This window comes from Thiohalobacter sp. COW1 (genome assembly GCF_016629505.1).
Classification (GTDB): domain Bacteria; phylum Pseudomonadota; class Gammaproteobacteria; order Thiohalobacterales; family Thiohalobacteraceae; genus Thiohalobacter; species Thiohalobacter thiocyanaticus_A.
The window spans coordinates 588,301-613,199 of sequence record NZ_AP024239.1 but is presented as its reverse complement, the minus strand read 5'-3'; the positions used below and the strand labels follow the sequence as shown (position 1 = coordinate 613,199).

General features: G+C 65.4%; 23 protein-coding genes. 12 read left to right on the top strand and 11 right to left on the bottom strand.

Annotation, left to right across the window (positions count from 1 at the left end; translation table 11 throughout):
- Positions 1 to 172 precede the first annotated feature (172 nt).
- The 8 genes from COW1_RS02800 to COW1_RS02765 all read right to left on the bottom strand — a co-directional run bounded on the left by COW1_RS02800 (position 173) and on the right by COW1_RS02765 (position 8,427).
- Positions 173 to 607 (bottom strand): Crp/Fnr family transcriptional regulator, encoded by a 435-nt coding sequence (locus COW1_RS02800; protein WP_201345364.1) that lies wholly within the window; start codon positions 605 to 607, stop codon positions 173 to 175.
- A gap of 84 nt (positions 608 to 691) precedes the next feature.
- Positions 692 to 1,810, bottom strand: a complete 1,119-nt coding sequence (locus tag COW1_RS02795; RefSeq protein WP_201345363.1) for a PQQ-dependent sugar dehydrogenase — start codon at positions 1,808 to 1,810, stop codon at positions 692 to 694.
- An 11-nt stretch (positions 1,811 to 1,821) separates the two neighbouring features.
- Positions 1,822 to 2,844: a lyase gene (locus COW1_RS02790; RefSeq protein WP_201345362.1), complete on the bottom strand. Its 1,023-nt coding sequence runs from the start codon at positions 2,842 to 2,844 to the stop codon at positions 1,822 to 1,824.
- Between the two features lie 282 nt (positions 2,845 to 3,126).
- Positions 3,127 to 3,648 carry a DsrE family protein gene (locus COW1_RS02785; RefSeq protein WP_201345361.1) on the bottom strand — a complete coding sequence of 174 codons (522 nt, stop codon included), beginning with the start codon at positions 3,646 to 3,648 and terminating at the stop codon, positions 3,127 to 3,129.
- Between the two features lie 78 nt (positions 3,649 to 3,726).
- Entirely contained in the window at positions 3,727 to 4,812 is a 1,086-nt protein-coding gene (gene arsB / locus COW1_RS02780) for an ACR3 family arsenite efflux transporter (protein ID WP_370590896.1), read from the bottom strand.
- 268 nt (positions 4,813 to 5,080) lie between these two features.
- Positions 5,081 to 5,515: an arsenate reductase (thioredoxin) gene (gene arsC, locus COW1_RS02775; RefSeq protein ID WP_201345359.1), complete on the bottom strand. Its 435-nt coding sequence runs from the start codon at positions 5,513 to 5,515 to the stop codon at positions 5,081 to 5,083.
- Between the two features lie 110 nt (positions 5,516 to 5,625).
- On the bottom strand, positions 5,626 to 5,979 hold the full coding sequence (locus COW1_RS02770; protein ID WP_172844290.1) for a metalloregulator ArsR/SmtB family transcription factor: 354 nt from the start codon (positions 5,977 to 5,979) through the stop codon (positions 5,626 to 5,628).
- 312 nt (positions 5,980 to 6,291) lie between these two features.
- Positions 6,292 to 8,427 carry a bifunctional diguanylate cyclase/phosphodiesterase gene (locus COW1_RS02765; protein ID WP_201345358.1) on the bottom strand — a complete coding sequence of 712 codons (2,136 nt, stop codon included), beginning with the start codon at positions 8,425 to 8,427 and terminating at the stop codon, positions 6,292 to 6,294.
- 280 nt (positions 8,428 to 8,707) lie between these two features.
- Here COW1_RS02765 and COW1_RS02760 point away from each other — a divergent pair, with 280 nt between their 5' ends.
- The 7 genes from COW1_RS02760 (at position 8,708) to COW1_RS02730 (ending at position 14,661) form a co-directional block, all read left to right on the top strand.
- On the top strand, positions 8,708 to 9,058 hold the full coding sequence (locus tag COW1_RS02760) for an arsenate reductase (RefSeq protein ID WP_096366569.1): 351 nt from the start codon (positions 8,708 to 8,710) through the stop codon (positions 9,056 to 9,058).
- Complete coding sequence (dapE, locus tag COW1_RS02755; protein WP_201345357.1) at positions 9,055 to 10,185, top strand: succinyl-diaminopimelate desuccinylase; 1,131 nt, start codon at positions 9,055 to 9,057, stop codon at positions 10,183 to 10,185. The genes COW1_RS02760 and dapE overlap by 4 nt, the downstream gene beginning before the upstream one ends.
- A 24-nt stretch (positions 10,186 to 10,209) precedes the next feature.
- A complete protein-coding gene (locus COW1_RS02750) occupies positions 10,210 to 11,094 on the top strand; it encodes a TRAP transporter TatT component family protein (protein WP_157745603.1) in 885 nt (294 codons plus the stop codon).
- Positions 11,095 to 11,291: 197 nt separating this feature from the next.
- Positions 11,292 to 12,326 carry a TRAP transporter substrate-binding protein DctP gene (gene dctP, locus COW1_RS02745; RefSeq protein WP_201345356.1) on the top strand — a complete coding sequence of 345 codons (1,035 nt, stop codon included), beginning with the start codon at positions 11,292 to 11,294 and terminating at the stop codon, positions 12,324 to 12,326.
- Positions 12,319 to 12,804, top strand: coding sequence for a TRAP transporter small permease (locus tag COW1_RS02740; RefSeq protein WP_096366573.1), 486 nt, complete (start codon positions 12,319 to 12,321; stop codon positions 12,802 to 12,804). The genes dctP and COW1_RS02740 overlap by 8 nt, the downstream gene beginning before the upstream one ends.
- A complete protein-coding gene (locus COW1_RS02735; protein WP_096366574.1) occupies positions 12,801 to 14,066 on the top strand; it encodes a TRAP transporter large permease in 1,266 nt (421 codons plus the stop codon). Before COW1_RS02740 ends, COW1_RS02735 begins: the two co-directional genes overlap by 4 nt.
- Positions 14,067 to 14,301: 235 nt before the next feature.
- Entirely contained in the window at positions 14,302 to 14,661 is a 360-nt protein-coding gene (locus tag COW1_RS02730; protein ID WP_096366575.1) for a sirohydrochlorin chelatase, read from the top strand.
- Between the two features lie 199 nt (positions 14,662 to 14,860).
- On the opposite strand, the gene COW1_RS02725 is transcribed toward COW1_RS02730, so the two are convergent.
- Positions 14,861 to 15,640 carry a DUF4197 domain-containing protein gene (locus COW1_RS02725; protein WP_201345355.1) on the bottom strand — a complete coding sequence of 260 codons (780 nt, stop codon included), beginning with the start codon at positions 15,638 to 15,640 and terminating at the stop codon, positions 14,861 to 14,863.
- 148 nt (positions 15,641 to 15,788) lie between these two features.
- Here COW1_RS02725 and COW1_RS02720 point away from each other — a divergent pair, with 148 nt between their 5' ends.
- Positions 15,789 to 16,283: a YcgN family cysteine cluster protein gene (locus COW1_RS02720; RefSeq protein WP_201345354.1), complete on the top strand. Its 495-nt coding sequence runs from the start codon at positions 15,789 to 15,791 to the stop codon at positions 16,281 to 16,283.
- Entirely contained in the window at positions 16,280 to 17,032 is a 753-nt protein-coding gene (cmoA, locus tag COW1_RS02715) for a carboxy-S-adenosyl-L-methionine synthase CmoA (protein WP_201345353.1), read from the top strand. Before COW1_RS02720 ends, cmoA begins: the two co-directional genes overlap by 4 nt.
- 234 nt (positions 17,033 to 17,266) lie before the next feature.
- Here cmoA and COW1_RS02710 read toward each other — a convergent pair whose 3' ends face one another.
- Positions 17,267 to 17,413 carry a hypothetical protein gene (locus tag COW1_RS02710; protein ID WP_201345352.1) on the bottom strand — a complete coding sequence of 49 codons (147 nt, stop codon included), beginning with the start codon at positions 17,411 to 17,413 and terminating at the stop codon, positions 17,267 to 17,269.
- Positions 17,414 to 17,432: 19 nt separating this feature from the next.
- On the opposite strand from COW1_RS02710, the gene cmoB reads away from it, so the two are divergent.
- The 3 genes from cmoB to COW1_RS02695 all read left to right on the top strand — a co-directional run bounded on the left by cmoB (position 17,433) and on the right by COW1_RS02695 (position 23,077).
- Entirely contained in the window at positions 17,433 to 18,434 is a 1,002-nt protein-coding gene (cmoB, locus tag COW1_RS02705) for a tRNA 5-methoxyuridine(34)/uridine 5-oxyacetic acid(34) synthase CmoB (protein WP_201345351.1), read from the top strand.
- A gap of 283 nt (positions 18,435 to 18,717) precedes the next feature.
- Positions 18,718 to 22,200 (top strand): transcription-repair coupling factor, encoded by a 3,483-nt coding sequence (gene mfd, locus COW1_RS02700; RefSeq protein WP_201345350.1) that lies wholly within the window; start codon positions 18,718 to 18,720, stop codon positions 22,198 to 22,200.
- 133 nt (positions 22,201 to 22,333) lie between these two features.
- Positions 22,334 to 23,077: a CsiV family protein gene (locus tag COW1_RS02695; RefSeq protein WP_201345349.1), complete on the top strand. Its 744-nt coding sequence runs from the start codon at positions 22,334 to 22,336 to the stop codon at positions 23,075 to 23,077.
- Between the two features lie 171 nt (positions 23,078 to 23,248).
- Here COW1_RS02695 and ltrA read toward each other — a convergent pair whose 3' ends face one another.
- On the bottom strand, positions 23,249 to 24,532 hold the full coding sequence (gene ltrA / locus COW1_RS02690; RefSeq protein ID WP_201345348.1) for a group II intron reverse transcriptase/maturase: 1,284 nt from the start codon (positions 24,530 to 24,532) through the stop codon (positions 23,249 to 23,251).
- Between the last annotated feature and the right edge of the window lie 367 nt (positions 24,533 to 24,899).

Genomic DNA, 24,899 nt, shown 5'->3' with positions numbered 1-24,899 from the left:
GTCAGCATTTGCTTACATGAACTGTGCCGCCATTACTCCAATTCATGGACACGGCACAACCACGGCTGGGCTTGAACATCCCGCCCCCACTGATTCCATGCAGCCGGGACAGGGGACTCGCTGTTCGCAGAAATGGACAGAACTGGCCGGATGGCCGGTGCAGGGACGGCGGTTACAGGTCGGAAAGCTGATTCGAGGTGCGACGCAGGTTGTAGCTGACGGTCCTGGCCAGATGGCGCAGGATCTTCACCCCGACATGGGGCTCGGCCGCGATGATGGCATCCAGGCCCTGGCGGTCCAGCACCGTCACGGAGGCGGCCGATTCTGCCCGGATGGTGGCGGAGCGCGGCAGACCGTCGAGCAGGGCCATTTCACCGATGGCCGTACCGGCGCTGAAACGGGACACGATCTTTTCGTTGTTGTTGAAGTCCTTTTTGACGGCTTCCAGCTGTCCATCAGTGACAAAGGCGGCGAAGTCGCTCTGGTCGCCTTCGGCGAACAGGACATCACCGGCGTCCAGTTCAATGGTACCGATGTAGGGGTCGATCTTCCTGAGATCGTCCTCATTGAGCGCCCGGAACAACGGCGTGTAATCAATGCCATCCACGACAGCAACCTCCCTGCGAATCCCCGGCCGGAAGCCGTTCAACAGTCATAACGGCCGGCGGGCGGCCTTTCTGAAGATTCGCGCTCAGGGTCGCAGGCGGTAGATCCGACCGCTGTCGGTGGACAGATACAGCCAGCCTTCAGGACTTTCAGCCAGGGCCCGGATGCGTGCATCCAGATCCTGCAGCAGGCGCTGCTCGCCGGTGGGGTTGCCGTCGGCATCGAGGGTGACGCGGTTGAGATGGCGCAGCTTCAGGGCACCGGAGAACAGGTCGCCCTGCCAGTCGGGAAAGGCCTGGCCGGAATACAGCAGCAGGCTGCCCGGGGCGATGGAGGGGATGTAGACCTTGACCGGATCCGTCATGCCCGGCTTCGATGTCGCCTCGCCGACATCGACCGGCCCCCAGTATTCCTGGCCGTGCGACACCACCGGCCAGCCATAGTTGGCACCGGGCGTGACCAGATTGATCTCGTCGCCGCCGCGCGGGCCGTGCTCAATCAGCCACAGGCGGTCGTGCCCGCTGTCGTAGACCAGGCCCTGCGGATTGCGATGGCCGTAGCTCCAGATCTCGGGCAGCACGTCCTCGCGGCCGACGAAGGGGTTGTCCTGCGGCACGCTGCCATCGAGCTTCAGGCGCAGCACGCTGCCGGCGTGAGTGGACAGGTCCTGGCCATTGGGGCGCACGCCGCGGTCGCCGATGCCGAAGAACAGATGTCCCCTGCCGTCGAAGGCGATGCGGCTGCCGAAATGGCGCGTGGTATCACTGCGGGATTGCGTGACAATGAGTTCCTGCCAGTCCACCAGCCGGTCGCCGCTGAGCCGCGCCCGCGCCAGGGTGGTCGCCCCCTGGCCGTCCACCGGTTTGGCGTAGGTGAAATAGATCCAGCCGGTCTCGGCATGATCCGGCGCCGGAGCGATGTCCAGCAGGCCGCCCTGCCCTTCGGCATACACCCCGGGTACACCGTCCAGGTAGCTGACCGCGCCGGTTGCGAGATTCAGCCGCCCGACCCGGCCCGCGCGTTCGGTGAACAGCAGGGTGCCGGCATCCAGAAACGCCATGCCCCAGGGAATGCCCAGTCCCTCGGCCACGGTCTCCAGACGCCGGTCGGCATCAGCCGCAACGCTCAACCCGGCCGCCGTCAGCAGCCAGCCCAGCAGCAGCACTCTGAGCCAGCGCATGCGATCTGTGAGTATGAGATTCATCCTGTCCTCCATCAGTTGCAGCCGGCGGCCTGGGCCGGGACCGCGGGCGCCTGCATCGGCGGCAGGTCGGCCCGCATCAGGCGATTGGTGTCGGTGCCGAACCAGAGGGCGTGGTGTGACGGGTCATACACCATGTGGCGCACTGCACCGGCGCCGCCGGGGATGGGGCTGACGCCGAAGAAACGCTCGCTGTCCGGATCGAACCCCACCAGGCGGTTGGGATCGGGATGGGTCTCGACGAACCAGATGCGGCCGGCCGCGTCGGCGGCCATGGCATAGGGGCCGGCCTGCGCCGCCGGACTGTGGCGCCACTCCCTGAAGCCGCCGGTCAACGGCTGGTAGCGCCCCAGGTAGCCCTCGGCATAATCGACGTACCAGATGCCGCAGGCGTTGACGGCCAGACGGCGCGGCCGGGCCTCAGACCGCGGCAGTTCGATTTCGGTCAGTTGCATGTCGGGTGTGATCCGCGCCAGCTTATGCGTCCCGAACAACGCGACCCAGACGGTATCCTGGGCGTCGATGAGGATGCCGTAGGGACGTGCCTTCGGCGTCGGGACATCGACATACCGGATCTCGCCGCTGTCACGATCGTAACGCCCGATCTGGTTGGCCCACTGGGCGGTGAACCAGAGCCGGCCCTTGGAGTCCTCGTACAGGGTATGCGGATCCTTGAGTTGCCCCTGGGGCATGTCGATCCGTTCGATGGCGCCGGTCTGCGGATCGATCCGACCCAGATGGGCATCCCGGTTGCCGGCGTACCAGATCTCCTGGTCACGGGTGATATAGACGGTGTGCGGACCGGCGCCCTCGGGCAGATCGTAACGCCTGAAGGTTTCCGTCTCCGGATCGAACACGGCCGCATAGTCGCCGGTCTGCCCAACGAACCAGACCCGGCCGTCGGCGGCCAGCGCAGGATCCCGCGGCCGGGTGTCGGGCCATTCGACCTGCCAGTGCCCGATCCCGACCGATGTCTCCTGTGCCTGGACCGGCACCAGCATCAGGCCCAGCACGAAACCCAGCAGCATACGTATCATGAAGTTCCCCGCTCGATGATTGCTGTTGATTTGGAAACCTCTTATTTATCCGTCATTGCGAGGCGCGTAGCGCCGTGGCACAAGCGAGCTTGCGAGCGCAGAACGCCCGCAGGGCGGCCCCGAAGGGGTGAGCGTAGCGAATAATCTCCGACCGCTTGATTCTGCTACACGAGATTGCCTCGCTTGTTTACGGGCACTCGCAATGACGAGACCAAGTGAATTCATCAGAGGTTGCTTAGGATAAAGGACACTCCATAGCCGGAAGGGTTCCTGAATCCCGCCTTACTCGATTTTGAGATAGGCAAAGCCCTGCTGTTGCAGTTCAGCGATACGCACCACGCCCGAACGGACCATTTCGACCCCTTGGTACAACTCGTCTTCGGACAACTCGATTTCGGAGCGGGTGATGTCGCACAGTTCCAGCTTCACGCCATGCACATCGACCAGGCTGCGCAGCCGGCCGCGCAGATTCTCGCGCCGCTCGCGCAATGCGGCGTCGGCCGCGAACGGGGTCTCGGCCAGCGCGTCCTCCGTCAGGAAGCGGATGCCGTGGGCGACGAAGACGATGCGCACGTCATAATCGCGCAGATCGCTCTTGTAGGTGGTGATCATGTTGTTGATGCTGGTCAGCATCGCACTGAAGCGGCGCGGATCGGAATAATCGGCGTGATAGACCACCTTCGCTTCCCCGTTCATGGCCTGCACCGGCGCGGCCGGCAGCAGCCAGACTGTGGCTGCGAACAGGGCGGCGGTCATCCACAGAATGGCGGCGCCGCGGCCGGTCATCTTTACTGCTGCGGACATGGCATACCTCCTGGATTGATGCTCTCCAGGTTCAGTGTAGCAGTGCAGCCCGGCCCTGCCTGCCCCCGGCACTGGTGATCAATGTCCGCCGGGGTCCGCCGCACCGGGCGGGCAGCAGCTCGCGTGCGCGGGCACGCCGGCACGGGACTCGTACCAGTCGCGGCTGCGATTGACCACGCGCACCGCCAGCAGCATCACCGGCACCTCGATCAGCACGCCCACCACGGTCGCCAGCGCCGCGCCCGACTCGAAGCCGAACAGCACAATGGCGGTGGCCACGGCCAGTTCAAAGAAATTGCTGGCACCGATCAGCGCCGAGGGGCCGGCCACGCAATGCGGGGACTTCACCGCCCGGTTGAGCAGATAGGCCAGCCCCGAGTTGAAGAAGACCTGGATCAGGATGGGCACGGCCAGCAGCGCGATGATCAGGGGCTGCTTGATGATCTGTTCCCCCTGAAAGCCGAACAGCAGCACCAGCGTGGCCAGCAGTGCCGCCAGCGAGACCGGATGCATCCGCTCCAGCACCCGCTGCAGGCGCAGATAGCCGTGTTCGTGATTGAGCAGCCAGCGCCGCCACAGGTTGGCAAGGATCAGCGGCACGACGATATAGAGCAGCACCGACAGCACCAGGGTGTCCCAGGGCACGCTGATGGCCGACAACCCCAGCAGCAGGCCCACGATGGGGGCGAAGGCGAAGATCATGATGACATCGTTGAGGGCCACCTGGGTCAGGGTGAAGTGCGGCTCGCCCTCGGTGAGGTGACTCCAGACGAAGACCATGGCCGTGCAGGGCGCAGCGGCCAGGATGATCAGGCCAGCGATGTAGGACTCGATCTGCTCCGCCGGCAGCCAGGGCCGGAACAGCCAGCCGATGAACAGCCAGCCCAGCAGCGCCATGGAGAAGGGTTTGACCGCCCAGTTCACGAACAGGGTCACACCCACGCCGCGTGCATGCCGGCGCACACCCTTCAATGCACGCAGGTCGATCTTGAGCAGCATGGGGATGACCATCAACCAGATCAGCACCGCCACCGGCAGGTTGACCTGCGCGACTTCCATGCCGCCGATGTTCTGGAAGGTCCCGTGAAAGAAATGCCCCAGCCCGATCCCGGCCAGGATGCACAGGAACACCCACAGGGTCAGGTAGCGTTCGAAAAAACCCATGTCGGCGCCGGCGGCGCGTCTGGCGGTGGTCTCGCACTGGCTACTCATGTTCGCTCCTGTGAAGATATCGGGTTACGCTGCGTTGATCCGACCTGCGTTCTGAACTGCTGATGTCCGGCATAACGTAGGTTGGGTTAGGCGCACAGCGCCGTAACCCAACATGCCGCGGGCCGTCGGGTTACGCTGCGCTAACCCGACCTACGCGCTACGTTCTGAATTGTATATTTCCGTGCTTTCCGTGTTTTCCGTGGCCATTCACACAGGCGGGTCATTGCTGCTGCTGTGCCTGCTCCTGCTGCAGCCGCTGCAGCAGTGCACTCACCCGGTCACGGATATCGTCCCGCGCGGCGCGGAACACGGCCAGGATCTCGTCCTCGCTGCCGGAGGCCTGCGCCGGGTCCTGCAGCGGCCAGTGTTCCCGGCGGGTGCCGGGCGGCAGTGCCGGGCAGTGCTCGTCGGCATGGCCGCACACCGTGATCACCAGATCGGCCGCCGCCAGCATGGCGTCGGTCACGCGGGTGGATGCCTGGTCCGAGATATCCACGCCCGCCTCGGCCATCACGGCGATGGCGCGCGGATTCTGGCCATGGGACTCGATGCCGGCCGAGTCGATGTGCCAACCCGCCGGGGCGAGCCGCCTGGCCCAGCCCTCGGCCATCTGGGAACGGCAGGAATTGCCGGTGCAGAGAAAGAGCAGGTTCATGAGCGGGTATACCTCGTTACGGGTTCATCACCTGAGCAGCGTGACTGCAACGCAGAGGACGTTTATGCCCTATGGGTACAAAGACGCTGAGGCGCACAGAAACGACTCATTCAGGCGCAGCAGGCACTGCCGGGCCGATCGGGCATGGCGGCCAGCGCGGCGTGATCCTCACTGAAGGGAGACTGATTGCCCACGCCCAGCGCCGTCTGCGCCACGACCTTTGCCGCCCAGTCGGGCAGCGCCTCATGCAGCCGGTAGTAGATCCACTGGCCCTGACGCCGGTCGCTGACCACACCGGCCTGGCGCAGCTGGGCCAGGTGGCGGGAGATCATGGGCTGGGAGACGTGCAGGGCATGGGTCAGTTCGCACACGCACAACTCGCCTTCCCGCTGCAGCAGCAACAGGGCGCGCAGACGCAGCGGGTGGGCCAGGGCGGCGAACAGGCTGTCGGGTGAGATCTGCATGGCGACCGAATATACGGTATTCCGTATATATGGTCAACGGCATGTATTCAGCCGCCAGACGCTGGACTGGGGACTGGACTGGGGACCGGAATGAGAGCCCGATGGTGAGGGCGCTGACTGCAGCCGGAAGGTTCACGTCATTGCGGTGCCCGGTGCCGAAGGTGCCAACCATCCTGAAGCCCGGAGGGATGCAAGAGATTGCCGCGCTCCGCTCGCAATGACGCTGAAGTCAGTGATATTCGGGCCTGCGGCCCGTTTCCGCCCTGCAGACCCCGAGGCCCCGGGTGAATGGAACAGCAGCGGAAGGAAGAATCAGAACGTCGGCTCGAGCATGCGCAGGCGCAGGTCCTCGCGCGAATCGGTGAGCAGGCGCTGGATGGCGCCGCCCGGCATGGGTCGGCTGAACAGGAAGCCCTGGGCCTCGTGGCAGCCGTGTTCGCGCAGGAAGGCCAGCTGTTCGTAGGTCTCCACGCCCTCGGCCATGACGCGCATGTCCAGGGTCTGGCCCAGGGTGATGACGGTGCGGGCGATGGCCGCGCCGTCGGGCTTGTGGATGTCGCGCACGAAGGACTGGTCGAGCTTGATCTTGTTGATGGGAAAGCGGGTGAGATAGCTGAGCGAGGAATAGCCGGTGCCGAAATCGTCCACCGACACCTCCACGCCCAGTTCGCGCAGCCGGCGCAGGGTGGAGATGGTGGTGTCGGCATCGCGCATGATCAGGCTCTCGGTCAGCTCGATCTCCAGCAGTTGCGGATCCACGCCGCTGGACTGTAGAGCGTTCATGATCGAGTCCAGCAGCTGCCGGTGGCGGAACTGCACCGGCGAGATGTTCACCGCCACCCGTACCGGCGGCAGTCCGGCCGCCTGCCACTCGGTGACCTGGCGACACGCCTCTTGCAGCACCCACTGGCCGATGTCCATGATCAGGCCGGTGCTTTCGGCCACCGGGATGAACTCGGCCGGCGAGATGGGCCCGCGTTCGCGCTGATTCCAGCGCAGCAGCGCTTCGACCCCGATCACCTGACCGGTTTCGATGCACAGCTGCGGCTGGAAATGCAGACTGAACTCGTCGCGCTGCAGCGCCAGACGCAGGTCGCGCTCGATGGTCGCCCGGCGCTGGACGATGCGATTGAGCTCGGCGACATAGAACTGGAACCGGTTGCGGCCTTCGCGCTTGGCCTTGTACATGGCCAGGTCGGCGTTCTTGAGCAGTTCGTCGGCATTGTGGTGATCGTCGAAGGGATACAGGGTCACGCCGATGCTGATGGCGGAATGGATCTCGTGATTATCGATGATGATCGGCTGGCTGACGGTATCGACGATGCGCTCGGCCAGTTCGGCGGCATCCTCCACCGAATGCATGCTGGTCTGGATCACGCCGAACTCGTCGCCGCCGAAGCGGGCCACGGTATCGGTCTCGCGGGTGCAGCCCACGATGCGCGCCGAGACCTCCCTGAGCAGACGATCGCCCACGGCGTGGCCGAGGGTATCGTTGACGTCCTTGAAATTGTCCATGTCCAGGAACATCACCGCGATCAGGGTCTCGGAGCGGCGCGCCTGGGCCATGGACTGCAGCAGCCGGTCGCGGAACAGGGCCCGGTTGGGCAGCCCGGTGAGCATGTCGTAGTGGGCCAGGTACTGGGCCTGGTAGGCAGCATCGGAGCGGCGGCTGCTGTCGCGCGCCACGATCAGCACCGAGCGGATCTGGCCGTGGGCGTCGAACAGCGGCGAGCAGCGCGTCTCCACCCGCATCGGTTCGCCGCGGGCGTCGTGAATGTCGAATTCGTAATTGACCGGTTCACCGCTGACGGCCCGCCGGGCCAGCAGCACGAAGCGTTTCTGATGATGCGGTGCCACATAGTGCATCAGGCTGTTGCCGATGACCTCGTTGGCATCCCGGCAACTCAGCAGTCCCAGCCCGGCCGGATTGATCTCGATGATGCAGCCCTCGGCGTCCACCACCAGCACGCCCTCCATGTCGGTCTCGACCAGGCGCCGCAGCAGCTGTTCGCGCTCATGCAGCCGGGTCTGGATCTCGCGCCGTTCGGTCACATCCAGCCACGCCCCCTTGACCTGGCAGCGGCCGTCGACCTCCGGGTCGCAGACCCGGCGGTGATCGCGAATCCAGCGATAACCGGTGTTGCGGAATCGGAAGCGGTACTCGGCGTAGATTTCCCTGCGCTTGCCCAGGCGGGCGAAACTGACCTGCACCCGCTCCAGGTCATCGGGATGAACCTGCTGACTCCACCAGGACGGATCCCGGGCCTCCTGCGGCCGGTAACCGGTCAGGGCCCAGAGGTTGCTGCTCACCCAGTCCACTTCCAGCGACTGGGTTCCGGGATTCTGACTGCCACTGTAGAGGACAGCGGGAGAGGCCTGTAGTAAGGTATCGAGCTGGGAAAAATCCGCAGCGATACGGGTTTCAGGCACCTGGGTGGAATCTGGCATTATCTCGGACCCGAAGCTGTGAGCTGGCTGGACACTGGTCCCTGTCCATTCTTATTGACGCGGATCGGTCCGGACCGCCCCGCCGCGATTTTCGCTGCCGTAACCGGACCCTTCATGACAGACAGCGCCTGGCCGGCCCTCTTCCGTCAATTTGTCGACTTATCAGGGGAAACCTTTACCGGGAATTTGCACCCCGAGCCGCCAGCCCCCTGCCGAGACTTTCCCCGCCACCGGAATTAGGCGACAATAGGCATATTTCTCATCAGCTTATCCAGGGTTTATGAAAATAACATTATTTGGAATCACGTCCTGCGACACGGTGCGCAAGGCCCGCCGCTTCCTGGACCAGCAGGGCCTTGACTACCGCTTCCACGACTTCCGCGCCGACGGCCTGGAACCGAGCCGGGTCGATGACTGGCTGCGTCAACTCGACCCCGTCGCCCTGATCAACCGCCGCAGCACCAGCTGGCGTCAGCTGCCCGAGGCGCAGCGTGCCGATCTCGGCCCGGACGCGGTGAAGGCGCTGGTACTGGACAACCCGACCCTGATCAAGCGCCCGGTGCTGGAGATCGACGGCCGCATCGAGGTGGGCTTCAGCCCCGAGCGCTACCAGGAACTGCTGGCGTCATGAGCACGACCACCCTGGACCTGGCCCGCGACCTGATCGCCCGCAACTCGGTCACCCCCGATGACGCCGGCTGCCAGGCCATGATGGCCGAATTCCTGACCGCCCGCGGCTTCGACATCACCCCCCTGCCCTTCGGCGAGGTCAGCAACCTGTGGGCGCGGCGCGGTGACAGCGGACCGCTGTTCGTGTTCGCCGGCCACACCGACGTGGTGCCGACCGGCCCGCTCGAGGCCTGGGACAGCCCGCCCTTCGAACCCACGGAGCGCGACGGCTGGCTCTACGGCCGCGGCGCCGCCGACATGAAGGGCAGCCTGGCCGCCATGCTCACGGCCGTGGACCGCTTTCTCGCCACCCATCCCGAACCGCGCGGCTCCATCGCCTTCCTCATCACCAGCGACGAGGAAGGCCCCTCGGTGAACGGCACGGTCAAGGTGGTCGAGTGGCTGCAGGCGCAGGGGACGCGCATCGACTGGTGCCTGGTGGGCGAACCCTCCAGCAGCGAGCAGGTGGGCGATGTGATGAAGAACGGCCGCCGCGGCTCGCTGTCGGGTGAACTGCGCATCAAGGGCGTCCAGGGCCATGTCGCCTATCCGCACCTGGCCCGCAACCCGGTCCACCAGGCCGCCCCGGCCCTGGCCGAGCTGTGCGCGACCGAATGGGACGCGGGCAACGACCACTTTCCGCCCACCACCTTCCAGATCTCCAACGTCCAGGCCGGCACCGGGGCGAACAATGTCATCCCCGGCGAACTGATGCTGTTGTTCAACTTCCGTTATTCCACCGAGTCCGACGCCGACGGGCTCAAGCGCCGGGTGCATGAACTGCTCGACCGCCACGCGCTGGAATACGAACTGGACTGGACCCATTCCGGCGCCCCCTTCCTCACCCCGGCCGGCGAACTGGTCGAGGCCGCGCGCGCGGCGGTACGCGAGCGCTGCGGTTTCGAAGCGCAGCTGTCCACCGCCGGCGGCACCTCGGACGGTCGTTTCATCGCCCCGACCGGTGCCCAGGTCTTGGAACTGGGACCGGTGAATGCGACCATCCACAAGGTAAATGAATGTGTGCGCTGCGACGATCTCGAGCGCCTGTCAGAACTATACGAAACGATCCTGACCAAACTGCTCGCCTGAGCAGCGGCCCGGGGGATGGAGAAGATGAAGAGCCTTCACAGCGGTCGTCGGGGACCGTATCTGTTGCTGTCCGCCCTGCTGCTGCTCGGCGGCTGTTCCATGAACCAGCTGGTGGTGCGCTCCTCGATGGGGCTGATGGAGCAGAGCATCAGCGCCATGCACCGCGAGACCGATCTGGAACTGGCCCGCGCGGCCATGCCCGCCAACCTGAAGATGCTGGAAGGCATGATCGCCGCCGACCCCGGCAATGCCCGGCTGCAGCTGTATGCCGCCGAGGGCTATTACGGCTACAGCTTCGCCTTCGTCGAACTGAGCGATCCGCAGCGCGCCGCCGGCCTGTATGCGCGTTGCCGCGATTATGGTGCCTCCGCGCTGCGGCGGACCGGCTTCACGCCCGACATCTTCGACACGCCGCTGCGCGAACTCGAACAGGCCCTGCAGCAGGCCGGTGCCGCCCAGGTTCCGGCCCTGTTCTGGACCGCCTCCTGCTGGGCCAAACACATCGACCTCAACCGTGACGATCCCCGCAGCATCGCCCGCCTGGGCCGGGCCGCGGCCCTGATGCAGCGCGCACTGGAACTCGATCCGGACTACTACCACGGCGGCCCGCACCTGTTCTTCGGCGTCTATTACGGCAGCCGTCCGCCCATGCTGGGCGGCGACCCCGAACGCGCGCAGCAACACTTCAGCGCGGCCCGGGCCGCCAGCGGCGGCCGGATGCTGCTGGGCGAGGTGCTGCAGGCCGAGTTCCTCGACCGCCAGCTCATGGACCGCGAGGCCTTTCATGCCCGATTGACTGATGTGCTCGACACCGAACCCGCAAGCGATCCTGAACAGCTGGCCTTCGTCAATCAGGTCGCGCGCGAACGCGCACGCCGGCTGCTGGAGCGTGAAGCCGAATGGTTCTGATGCCCTGGAAACGAAGTCTGCCGACAAAGGCCTTATCGATGTATTCAGCGAGTCGCATACGCCCATACTATCTTTACCTGATTCGCGCCCCCCTCTGCCCGTCATCCCGGCGCAGGCCGGGATCCCGGATCCGGCCGTCGCCGGGTAACCCACTGGATCCCGGCCTGCGCCGGGATGACGGCGTATTGATGAAGTTCATGACGGCAACACTTGTGCTGTTTCTGGCAATCACCATCAGCGGTCCCGTGCAGGCCGCCGACTACACTCTCAAGTTCGCCACCCTCGCCCCGCCCGGCTCGACCTGGATGAACCTGCTGGAGGACTGGGGCCGGGAGGTCGAACGCCGCAGCGGGGGGCGGCTGGAACTCAAGTTCTACCCCGGCGGCGTGCAGGGCGACGAACCGGACGTCCTGCGCAAGATCCGCTACCGCCAGCTCGACGGTGCCGCCTTCACCGGCTACGGCATCGGCAGCATCCATTCGCCGGCGCGGGTGCTGGAGTTCCCGTTCCTGTTCGACAGCTACGAGGAAATCGATCACGTCCGCAGCGAACTCATGGCGGAGATCGAAACCGGCTTTCGCGACAACGGCTACGAACTGCTGGGCTGGATGGAAGTCGGCTTCGTCTATTTCTTTTCCCAGCATCGCATCGAGGATTTCGAGGATCTGAAAAAGCGGCGCATCTGGCTGTGGCAGGGCGACCCGCTCGGTCAGGCCATGTTCGCCGCCGGCGATCTGGCCCCGGTGCCGCTGTCCATCACCGATGTCTACACCAGCCTGTCCACCGGCCTGATCGACACCGTCTACTGCACGCCGCTCGCGGCCATCGCCCTGCAGTGGCACACCCGGCTCGACTACATGAGCCAGCTGCCCATGGCCAACGGCATCGGCGCCCTGGTGGTGGCAAAACGCTTTTTCGACAAACTGCCCGCGGAGTTGCAGCAGGTGCTGCGCGAGACCGGCGCGCAGGCAAGCCGCGAGCTCATCCGCGCCACCCGCGCGGACAACGCCACCAGTCTGGAGGTGCTGCGCGAGGAAGGGATGGAGTTCGTCATGCCGCCGGAATCGCTGGATCGCGACGCCCTGCTGGAGATGCGCGACCAGGCCGCGGCGCAACTGACCGAGGACAGCTACATCCCGCGCTCGCTGTATGAGCGGACCCGGGAACTGCTGACCGAGTACCGGTCAACTCCGGCCGAAGGCACCACAACCGCCCACGGCGCCCATGACTGAAGCCCTGCAGCGGCTGCGCCGCCTGCTGGTCGGCTTCGAGACCGGCATGGCCGGGCTCAGCCTGCTGCTGCTGGTCCTGCTGACCCTGGGCCAGATCATTGCCCGCAACCTCTTCGACACCGGCCTGCCGGCGGCCGACAGCCTGACCCGCTATCTGGTCCTCTACATCACTTTCTTCGGCGCCGCCCTGGCCGCCGACGGCGACCGCCACATCAAGATCGACGTGGTCTGCGCCTGGCTGGCCAGCCCCTGGCGGTCACGCCTGTTCCGTCCGCTGCAGGCGCTCGGTGCCCTGATCTGCCTGCTGCTGTTCCAGGCCGCGCTGCGCTTCTGGCGTGACGAATGGCAGTACGCCGCCGATCACGAGCGCTGGCAGGTGCTGCTCAATCTGGTCATTCCGGTGGGCTTCGGCCTGTTGTGCCTGCATTTCCTGCTCGGCCTGCTGCTGGGCGAGCGCCGCACGGAGCCGCGACTGTGACACCGGCGGTGATCACCGCACTGGTGCTGCTCGCGGCCCTGGGACTGCCGCTGTTCGTGGTGCTCGGGGCCGGCGGCCTCTATGCCACCCACCGGATGGAACTGGATCCGGTGGTGCTGATCGTGGAACTGAACCGCCTGGCCAGCTCACCCAACCTCACCGCCATCCCCATGTTCACCTTCGCCGGCGTGGCGCTGGCCGCCGGCGGCGCGCCGCAGCGCCTGATCCGGCTGTTCAATGCCCTGTTCGGCTGGCTGCCCGGCGGGCTGGCGGCGGTCGCACTCACCGCCTGTGCCTTCTTCACCGCCTTCTCCGGCGCCTCGGGCGTGACCATCCTGGCACTGGGCGGACTGCTCTATCCCATGCTCAGTTGCCAGGGCTACCGCGAGCGCTTCTGCCTGGGCCTGCTGACCTCCTCCGGCTCGCTGGGCCTGCTGTTCCCGCCCAGCCTGGCCATCCTGCTCTACGGCATCGTCGCCGGCGTGAACATCGATGAACTCTTCCTGGCCGGCATCGTGCCCGGCACCCTGCTGCTGGTGATGCTGCTGCTGTACAGCATTTTCATGGGCTGCAAGTGCAGCGTACCGCGCCAGGGCTTCTCCATCCCGGAACTGCTGCGCGCGGTGCGCGCCGGCGTCTGGGACATCCTGCTGCCGGTGGGCATCGTGGTCGGCATCTTCGGCGGCTATGTCACGGTCAATGAGGCCGCTGCCTGCACCGCCGCCTATGTGCTGCTGCTCGAGTCCCTGATCTTCCGCAATATCAATCTCACCCGCCAGCTGCTGCCGCTGCTGCGCGATACCAGCCTGCTGGTGGGCAGCATCCTGATCATCCTGGCCGCGGCCATGGGACTGACCAATCTGCTCATCGACGCCCAGGTGCCGATGCAGCTGCTGGCCTGGGTGAAGACGCATGTGGATTCGCCGCTGGAGTTCCTGCTGCTGCTGAACCTGTTCCTGCTGGTCGTGGGCGCGATGATGGATATCTTCTCGGCCATCGTGGTGATCACGCCGCTGATCCTGCCGCTGGCGGCCCAGTTCGGCATCCACCCGGTGCATCTGGGCATCATCATGCTGGCCAACCTGGAGATCGGCTACAGCACCCCGCCGGTGGGCATCAACCTGTTCATCGCCAGCCAGCGCTTCGGCAAACCGATCCTGCTGCTGTTCCGCGCCGCCCTGCCCTTTCTCGCCATCATGCTGGTATGGCTGCTGATCGTGACCTACAACCCGGGGCTGTCGCTATGGTGGCAGAAGGGGTGATTAATACCACGTGCAGGTCGGATTAGCGGCAGCGTAACCCGACAACGCTGCGGCGAGCCGCGTCGGGTTACGCCCTGCCGGGCTAACCCGACCTACGATTTTCACGCACAAGCAATAGCAAGAGAATGTCACGGTAAATTTACCTCCAGTCCGGGATATCCCCAGCCACTGAGCGTTTTTTCCCGTCCCGGCTTCAGGTATCTTGCAACTCAGGAAACCATCGGAAAACGAGCCTATGAAAGCCCTGCTGATCGTGGCCCACGGCAGCCGCCGCACCGCCTCCAACGACGAAGTCCGGGAACTGACCGCGCGCATCCGCGAGCTGGCCGGCGCGCGCTTCGCTCAGGTCGACTGCGCCTTCCTGGAACTGGCCGAACCCTCGATCCCGGACGGGATCGAGTGCTGTGTGCAGAACGGCGCCGACGAGGTGGTGGTGCTGCCCTATTTCCTGTCCGCCGGCCGCCATGTCATCAGCGACATCCCCGGCGAGGTGGAAGGCAAGCAGCAGCAGTATCCGGACGTGAACATCCACATCGTCCCCTACCTGGGCTCGGCCGAGAGCATCCCCGAGCTGATGCTGCAGCTGGCGTCCTGAGCGTTCAGGCCTGGTGCTGTAAACGCCAAGAACGCAAAGGCGCCATCATCCTCCGCAACAGAGCCGTCATCCCGGCGAAGGCCGGGATCCAGTGACCACGGCGGTATCTGGATCCCCGCCTTCGCGGGGATGACGGTAGAGGTTAGGGCAACCGGAATTTATGCAATGATCGGATTAATACCGTCCAGACACGAGTAACCTACCGGTCGAAATAGCCGAACACGTCCTTGAGAATCTCCGTGGTCCGCGCCACCGGCTGTTCGCGGATGCGCTTCTCCTCTTCCGCCAGCTTCAGGAACAGGCCGTCCAGGGTCCGGTTGGTGACATAGGCATCCAGATCGAGGGTGTCCTCGGCCACGAAGGATTCCAGGAAGCCGGCGCGGGAGACGAACTGTTTGTAGCGGGCGGTCACCCCGACCCGGTCCATGTTCTCGCTCACGATCGGGCGGATCACCTCGGCCAGCTGCGCCGATGAATGCTGCTGGAAATAACGGGTGGCGGCATCGTCCCCGCCCTGGACGATACCGCGCGCGTCGCTGACCGACATGCCCTTGATGGTGTCGATCAGGATGTCCGTCGTCTGCGGGACGGCCTGTTCGGCGGCACGGTTCATCGACTCGATGAAGGCATCCGCGTAGCGGTCCTGCCCCAGCCGGCGCAGCAGCGACTCGGCCGTCTGCAGTTCCTGCGGCAGCGGAATCCGCACCGCCCGGTCCTGCAGGAAACCGCCCTGCCGGCCGAGCGTGTCCACGGCCCGTCGGACCCCGACCTGCAGCGCATCCAGCACGGCCTGAGTCATGGCCCCGGCATCCGGCGCCCCGGCGGCGGATTCCACCGCCGTTTCCGTCCCCGCCTCCTGTCCGCCGCCGCCCAGCACGCCCTTGAGCATGTCCTGCCAGCCGGCCTGCGCCGGGGCAAGCGTCAGCCCCAGCACCGCTGCCAGCAGGCCGGCACGGCGGGGCATCGAATTGACACTCATGGCTTCCCTCCCGATCTGTCTGCAGTCATGACCGCAAGCCTAGCCCAGATCTCACCGCCGGGACAGCGCCGGCAACCGACCTCGCCTTGTCCGGGGCAGGCGCGGTATAATCCCGCCAGCCTCCTTCCGACGCCGCTGTTTCCTGCTCATGACCGATACCCCCTTCTGGCACCGCAAATCCCTCGACGAAATGACCCGCGCAGAATGGGAATCCCTCTGCGACGGCTGCGGCCTGTGCTGCCTGATCAAGTTCGAGGACATCGACACCGGCGAATTGATCTACTCCAACATCGTCTGCCGTCACTTCGACGACCAGACCTCGCTGTGCCAGTGCTATGCAACGCGCTCGCAGAAGGTGCCCGACTGCTGGACCCTCACCCCGGAGAACATCCACGAACTGACCTGGCTGCCCGAGACCTGCGCCTACCGCCTGCTGCGCAACGGCGAAGACCTGGCCTGGTGGCACCCGCTGGTCTCGGGCGACCCGAATACCGTGCATGAGGCCGGCATCGGCATCCGTCACAACTGCGTCAGTGAAGAGCATGTGCATGTCGACGACTGGCAGACCTTCTTCGATGAGATGACCGCCGAGGAAGAGGACGACGCCCCGGATCAGCCGGACGCCTCGACCGGCCGCGCATGAGCGAGGAGCGGGACAGCCTGTTCGCCGGCGAGCAGACCATGATCGTCGATTTCGCCTTCGATGAGCGCGTCGCTGCTGTCTTCCCCGACATGATCCGCCGTTCGGTGCCGGGCTACAGCGAGATCGTCAGCCTGACCGGACTGTTCGGACAGCGCTATGCCACCCCCGGTTCCAACATCTATGATCTCGGCTGCTCGCTGGGCGCGACCACCCTGGCGCTGCGCCGGCAGATTCCGCATGCCGATTGCCGCATCATCAGCGTGGACAACGCCGAGGCCATGGCCGGGCAGTGCCGCGCCCACGTCGAGGCCGATCCCGGCACGGTACCGGTGGAGGTGCGCTGCGCCGACATCCGCGAGGTGGCGATCGAGAACGCCTCGCTGGTGGTACTGAACTTCACCCTCCAGTTCCTGCCGCCGGACGAGCGCCTGCCGCTGCTGGAGCGCATTCACGCCGGGCTGCGCGACAATGGGGTGCTGGTGGTGTCGGAGAAGCTCGACTTCGCCAATGATCTCAGCCAGGCCTTCCATACCGACCTGCACCTGGCCTTCAAGCGCGCCAACGGCTACTCGGAGCTGGAGATCAGCCGCAAGCGCAGCGCGCTGGAACGGGTGCTGGTGCCGGACACCCTGGAACAGCACCGCGAGCGGCTGCAGTGGGCGGGCTTTCGCTGGATCGAGCCCTGGTACCAGTGCTTCAATTTCGCCTCGCTGGTGGCCTTCAAGCAGCGACCGGATCTGGCTGAATGAATCGATGGCCACGGAACACACGGAAAGCACGGACGTGCCACATAAGACATTCGCAGGTCGGGTTAGCCCAAAGGGCGTAACCCGACGCTGTGGGCTGTCACATCAAACCACATTGAGTCTATCTGCCTCCTGTCGGGTTACGCTACGTTAACCCGACCTACAAATCTGATTGCCTTCAAACAGCGGCCGGATCCGGGTGAATGAATGGTGACGATTAACACACCAACGATGAATTCAGCAGAACCAGGCCAAACCTGATCCATCTCCGTTAAATAAATCCGTCATCCCGGCGCAGGCCGGGATCCAGATACCACAGCGGTCGATGGATTCCGGCCTGCGCCGGAATGACGGATGTGGCTTGATCAGCGTTTCCAGAGTCATTTCGTATATTTCCGTGACGATGAACCAAGCATCCTTCAAGCTCGATCTTGCAGAATTGACCGCCGCCCTGCAGGACACCCCGCTGGCGGGCTGGGCCGAAGCGCTGCCGCAGACACTCGCCCCGCGCCTGGCGCCGGACAGCCACGGCGACCTGCCGGCCTGGCAGGCAGCCATCGCCGCCCTGCCCGACATCCGTGCCCGGCAGGTCGATCTGAACGCCCCCTGCATCCGCATCGGTGGGGCGGACGAGATCGACGCCGCCACCCGGGATCGGATCGAAACCGCCCTGCGGCAACTCCATCCCTGGCGCAAGGGTCCGTTCGACGTCTTCGGTCTCCACCTCGACACCGAATGGCGCTCGGACTGGAAGTGGGACCGCATCGCGCCGCATCTCGCCCCGCTGGCCGGACGCCGGGTACTGGACGTGGGCAGCGGCAACGGCTACTTCGCCCTGCGCATGGCCGGCGCCGGCGCGGCGCTGGTGGTGGCCATCGATCCCATGCGGCTGTTCCTGATGCAGTTCGAGGCCCTGCGCCGGTTTCACGATACGGGCCGGGCCTTTGTGCTGCCGCTCGGCATCGAGGACTTCCCCGAGCGCAGCGAGACCTTCGACACCGTCTTCTCCATGGGCGTGCTCTATCACCGCCGTTCGCCGCTGGATCATCTGATCCAGCTGCGCGAGGCCCTGCGCCCCGGCGGCGAACTGGTGCTGGAGACCCTGGTCATCCCCGGCGGCGCCGGCCGGGTGCTGGTTCCGGACGGGCGCTATGCGCGCATGCGCAATGTGTGGTTCATCCCCACGGTGGCGGAACTGGAACGCTGGCTGGCCCGCTGCGGCCTGCGCGACATCCGCTGCGTCGACGAGGGCCCGACCACTGTCGAGGAACAGCGCAGCACCGACTGGATGCGCTTCGAGTCCCTGGCCCAGAGCCTGGACCCGGCCGACCCGACCCGCACCGTTGAGGGCCACCCCGCCCCGCGCCGGGCGGTGCTCCTCGCCCGGCGGCCCGGAGCAGCTTAAGAGCGCCACGGAATACACGGAAGGCACGGAAATGTTAAAGAATCAAGAAAACTCTGATTTTTGTCCTTCCCGTCATTCCCGCGAAGGCGGGAATCCATTGACCGCGATGGCTTCTGGATTCCCGCCTTCGCGGGAATGACGGACAATTAGTCAAGTGGAGCCTCTATGAAATTTTTTATTCGTATTTTTCCGTGCTTTCCGTGTATTCCGTGGCGCTCTTGATCTTGATCTTGATCTTCACAACCATGACCCGCGCCCGCGTTTATGGGACAATTCCCCCCGCATGAACCGGAACACCGCCCCGGCCCCGGCGCCGGACAAGCCGTTCGACCCCCGTCATCCGCCCCTGCCGGAGGCTGGCGCGTGCCTGCGCTGGGGCCGGCTGTTCGGCGACAGCCTGGCGCTGGCGCTGGCCGCCGCGGCGCGCGACTACGCCGGCCCGGTGGTCCTGGTCACCCCCGACATGCCGCAGCTGGAGCAACTGCAGGGCCAACTCGGCTGGTTCAGCGGCGGCGACCTGGAACGGCTCAGTTTCCCCGACTGGGAGACCCTGCCCTACGACGCCTTCTCGCCGCACCAGGACATCATCTCCCAGCGTATCGAGACCCTGTACCGGCTGCCGGATTTCCATCAGGGCGTACTGATCCTGCCGGTCTCCACCCTGATGCAGCGGGTCGCGCCGCTGAGCTACATCCAGGGCCGCGGCCTGTCGGTGAAGGTCGGCGAGCGGCTGGACGTGGAGGCCATGCGGGCACGCTTCGAGCAGGCCGGCTACACCTGTGTCGCCCAGGTCATGGAGCACGGCGAGTTCGCGGTGCGCGGCTCGCTGCTGGACATCTATCCCATGGGCAGCGAACTGCCCTACCGGCTGGACCTGTTCGACGACGAGGTCGAGAGCATCCGCACCTTCGAGCCGGACAGCCAGCGTTCGATCGAAAAGGTCGAGGCCATCCATCTGCTGCCGGCGCGCGAGTTCCCCTTCGACAGCGATGCCGTCAGCCGTTTCCGCCAGGCCTGGCGGGCCCGGTTCGAGGGCGATCCGCAGCGCAGCGCCGTCTATCGCGACGTCAGCCAGGGCATCAGCCCCAACGGCATCGAGTACTATCTGCCGCTGTTCTTCGAGCAGACCGCCAGCCTGCTGGACTACCTGCCCGCCGACTGCCTGTTCCTGCAGCTGCCCGGCTGCGACGCCGCCGCGCAGGACTTCTGGCAGCAACTCGAGGCCCGGCACGACCAGTACCGGCACGACCTCGAACGCCCGGTGCTGGCGCCGGATCAACTCTACCTGGGACTGGATGAACTGGAGCGGCACCTGGCCGCCAGCCGCCGGGTGGAGATTCTGCGCTTCGACGAAGGTGCCGCGGAAATCGTCAATTTCGCCACCTGCGGCCTGCCCGATGTCTCGCTCAAGCCGCGCGCGACCCAGCCGGCCGAACAACTCATGCAGTTCCTCGATCAGCACCCGGGCCGGGTGCTGATCACCGCCGAGTCCGCCGGCCGCCGCGAGCATCTGCTCGACAGCCTGCGCGACAACGGCCTGCGCCCGACGCCCGTGGAAGGCTGGCAGGCCTTCCTGGACAGTGACGCGCGATTGGCCATCGCCGTGGCGCCGCTGGAGCAGGGCCTGCGGCTGGAGGACGGCACGCTGGCCCTGCTCACCGAGACCCAGCTGCTGGGCCGGCGCGCCAGCCAGATCAGCCGGCGCAAACCGGCGCGCGACCCCGAGGCCATCATCCGCGAGCTCACCGATCTCGCCGTCGGCGCGCCGGTGGTGCACGAGGAGCTGGGCGTGGGCCGCTATCTCGGCCTGCAGAAGCTCACCGCCGGCGGCCTGGAGAACGAGTTCCTCACCCTGGAGTACGCCGGTGGCGACAAGCTGTATGTGCCGGTCAACTCGCTGCACCTGATCAGCCGCTACACCGGCAGTTCGCCCGAGACCGCGCCGCTGCACAAGCTGGGCACCGATCACTGGGCCAAAGCCAAACGCAAGGCCGCCGAGAAGGCGCGCGACGTGGCCGCCGAACTGCTCGACATCTATGCCCGCCGTGCCGCCCGCCAGGGCCACAGCTTCGACATCCACAGCGACGAGTACCGCCAGTTCGCCGCCGCCTTCCCGTTCGAGGAGACCCCGGACCAGGAGCAGGCCATCGAAGCGGTGCTGGCCGACATGGCCGCCCCGCAGCCGATGGACCGGGTGGTGTGCGGCGACGTCGGCTTCGGCAAGACCGAGGTCGCCATGCGCGCCGCCTTCGTCGCCGCCACCAGCGGCCAGCAGGTCGCCCTGCTGGTGCCCACCACCCTGCTCGCGCAGCAACACTACGAGAACTTCCGCGACCGTATGGCCGACTGGCCCATCCGCATCGAGGCCCTGTCGCGCTTCCGCTCCGGCAAGCAGCAGGAGACGATCCTGCAGCAACTCAGTGACGGCAAGGTCGACATCGTCATCGGCACCCACAAGCTGCTGCAGGAGAATGTGAAGTTCAAGCAGCTCGGGCTGGTGATCGTGGACGAGGAGCACCGCTTCGGCGTGCGCCAGAAGGAACGCCTCAAGGCCCTGCGCGCCGAGGTGGACATGCTCACGCTGACCGCCACGCCGATCCCGCGTACGCTGAACATGTCCCTGTCGGGACTGCGCGACCTGTCCATCATCGCCACCCCGCCGGCCCAACGCCTGGCGGTGAAGACCTTCGTCGGCGAATGGAACGACCAGACCATTCGCGAGGCCTGCCTGCGCGAGATCAAACGCGGCGGCCAGGTCTATTTTCTGCACAACCAGGTGGAGACCATCGACAAGGTCGCCCGCGAACTGGCCGAACTGGTGCCCGAGGCCGGCATCGCCATCGGCCACGGCCAGATGCGCGAGCGCGAACTGGAACAGGTGATGCTGGATTTCTACCACCGGCGCTTCAACCTGCTGGTATGCACCACCATCATCGAGAGCGGCATCGACGTACCCACCGCCAACACCATCATCATCAACCGCGCCGACAAGCTGGGCCTGGCCCAGCTGCACCAGCTGCGCGGCCGCGTCGGCCGCTCGCACCACCGCGCCTATGCCTACCTGGTCACGCCGCCGGCGCGCGCCATGACCGCCGACGCGGTCAAGCGCCTGGAGGCCATCGCCTCACTGGAGGAACTGGGCGCGGGCTTCTCGCTCTCCACCCACGACCTGGAGATCCGCGGCGCCGGCGAACTGCTGGGCGACGAGCAGAGCGGCCAGATCCAGGAGATCGGCTTCAGCCTCTATACCGAACTGCTGGAACGCGCCGTGGCAAGCCTCAAGGCCGGCAAGGAACCGCAGCTGGAACGGCCGCTGGAGCATGGCGCCGAGATCGACCTGCGCATCCCCGCCCTGATCCCGGACGACTATGTGCCGGACGTGCACGGCCGCCTGATCCTGTACAAGCGCATCGCCAACTGCCGTAGCGAGGACGAACTGCGCGAACTGCAGGTGGAGCTGATCGACCGCTTCGGGCTGCTGCCGCCGCAGGTCAAGAACCTGTTCGCCATCACCCGGCTCAAGCTCAGGGCGCTGCCGCTGGGCATCCGCAAGATCGACGCCGGCGAGACCGCCGGCCGCTTCGAATTCACCGAACAGCCGCAGGTCGATGCCGCCCGCATCGTGCAGCTGGTGCAGACCGCACCGGCGAACTACCGTCTGGACGGGGTGGAGAAGCTGCGCTTCACCCTGGACATGCCGGACGCCGAGACCCGGCTGGAGACCGTGGCCCGGCTGCTGAACGAGATCAGCCCCGAGGCCGCCTGAAAAAGGCCAACTGAATCCTGATAGTCCCGTCATTGCGAGCGAAGCGCGGCAATCTCGTAACACACCTGAAAACAGTTGAGGATTGCCGCGGCGCTCCGCGCCTCGCAATGACGATTAAACCAGAGGCTTATTTATGTTACTGCGTCGCCTGTTCCTGGCCACCCTTGCCCTGCTGATGAGCGCCGCTGTGCCGGCCGCTGACCAGTACGACGTGGAAATCATCGTCTACGCCAGCCTGGACCCGGACACCGGCGAGGAATACTGGCCGGCGCTGGAATCCGGCCCCGACCTCGCCTCGGCCTGGTACTTCGACCACACCCCGGCACTACAGCCGCTGCCGCGCAAGGCCTACCGGCTCGATGCCATCACCGGCGCCCTGGCGCGTTCCAGACAGTATCGTCCCCTGCTCCACTTCGCCTGGCGCCAGCCGGGCTGGGAGCGCGATGCCGCCCTGCCCGTGCGCATCAACATCCCCCTCGGCAGCGCCCTGCCGGTGTATCCGGAAAGCCATCCTCTGCGTGCACCCGGCACCGTCACAGCGCCTTCCGGCCTGGCATCAGAAGCCGCCTTCAGGGGAGAAATGCAGCTGCTGGAAGGCACGCTCATGGTCTACCGCTCACGCTACCTGCACCTGGTAGCGGACCTGGTCTATCAGGAACGCCTGGGTCCGTCAGCGGAAAGCAGCCCGTACGCAGAGGACGGCGGCATCGTCTACCAACCCATCCGCCTGCAGCAGTCACGCCGCATGCGCAGCAACGAACTGCACTACCTGGACCATCCGCGGCTGGGCGTGATCGCACAGATCACGCCGGTTGAGGCAACAGAAGCATCAGAAGACAAAACCGGAGAAGCTCCGGACGCCTCCCCTACAGAGTAATGTCCGCAGCCGGTAGAGTAAGGATGTGACGCGGTGGCCTAAGGTCCAGCCTATCTGTTGCCGCCCCTTTCGTCTGGCGGTGCCTCAATAGCCGAACCATCACTCCGTTTCCACACCCTCCTCATCGAACCGGACATGCAGATTTCCCGCATCCGGCTCTCGGACAAGACCTCATGCCTTCACCCACGACTCGCCGCGCCCAAGTTGGGTCAGGCGCACGAGACCGAAGTACCCGTAGAGGTGCGAGGGGGGAAAGGCCCCGCCCCTGCGTCGCCTGACCCTGTACTTGTTGCGCAGCCACCGGCGTAACCGCATAGCGGTGTAGCTGTCGAGCGCCCGATATGCCTGGCTGTGCGCGCCTACACTGAAGTAGTTCGCCCAGCCCCGCAGCGTACGATTTAACCGCTTCACCATCTCTGTGGTATCGAGCCACGCCAGAGAGAGCGTCGTCATTGCATGTAACCGTTGGACCATGCGCGTGATGCTCTTCTTCGAGGGCCGCATCCCGAGGTAGGCTTTACCCGTCCTCGGTGAATACAGCCGCCCAAACGTGTACCCCAGAAAGTCAAACACCCCGTCCGGGACCGTGCAGATTCGTGTCTTTTCCTCATTCACCGTGAGCTTGAGCCGTTCCATGATCGTGCGCATCCACCGCAGGGCCTCCTCGGCCTTGCCGCGTTGGCACAAGATCACGAGGTCATCGGCGTAAATCACGATGCGACTCCCGAGGCGGTGATCCAGCTTGAGCCTCTTCCAGGCCAGCACGAACCGGCGCATATACAGATTGGCCAGCAGTGGTGAGATGGGAGCGCCCTGTGGAATCCCGCGCCGGGTGTCCTTGGCCTCCGTCGTTCTGTGGTTCTGCCCGCGCTTGTCGACCTCTTCGACTGGACACTCCAGCCATTGCTTGAGCAGATGCAGGACGCGCCGATCAACGATACGACGCGCCAGCGATTGCAGTAGCTCTGCATGGGGAATGCTGCCGAAGTAGTCCGACAGGTCGGCGTCCACCACATCCGGATGCCCTCGGAACATCGTCTCTTGCACCTCGACCACCGCCTGCTGCGCATTGCGCTTCGGGCGGTAGGCGTACATCTCCGGTGGAAGATCCGCTTCGAAGATCGGTTCGAGCACCAGCATCGCTGCTGTCATGCAGACCCGGTCCCGTAGCGTCGAGATGCCCAATGGCCGGAGTTTGCCGTTGGCTTTCGGAATATACACTCGTTTGATGGCCTCCGGACGGTAGCGCTCCTCCCGGAGTTCTTCCGCCAGTTCCGCCAGCCACCGCTCTACCCCGTACGCCTCGACGTCCGCGAAGTCCTGACCGTCTACCCCCGGCGCGCCCCGATTGGAGCGGCACAGCGCATAGGCATGCGCCAGGATGTCTTCGCGGAACACCTTGTCGTACAGGGCATAGAAGCGATAGCCGACTTCAGCCTTCGCTTTCGCATGCAATGCCCTCTGTAGTTTCTGAACACTCGCCGGAGTTGATAGGTTGCCCAATCTCCACGTCCCTCACTACGTCATGCATTCGTCTTGAACCAGGGCCCCTTCCCTCCCTCGGCATTACCCGACTTCCTCGGTACTACGGGCCCTTCCGCCACCCCAAGGCGCCCGGCCTGTCCCTCACGGGCGTCCGGTTGGTCTTCCCGTACCACGCCAAGGGGCTTCCCGTGTTGCGCGCGCTTCCCTTGTGTACATGCTGTCGCCACTACCCCGGCGCAGCGACTGGGGTCCTGCTTCGCTCAATATTCCCAGTCGTATCAGCCTTCCCCGATATGGTCGCCGGGTCGGCCTGCGCAACGTCCTTTTCGAGGCTTGC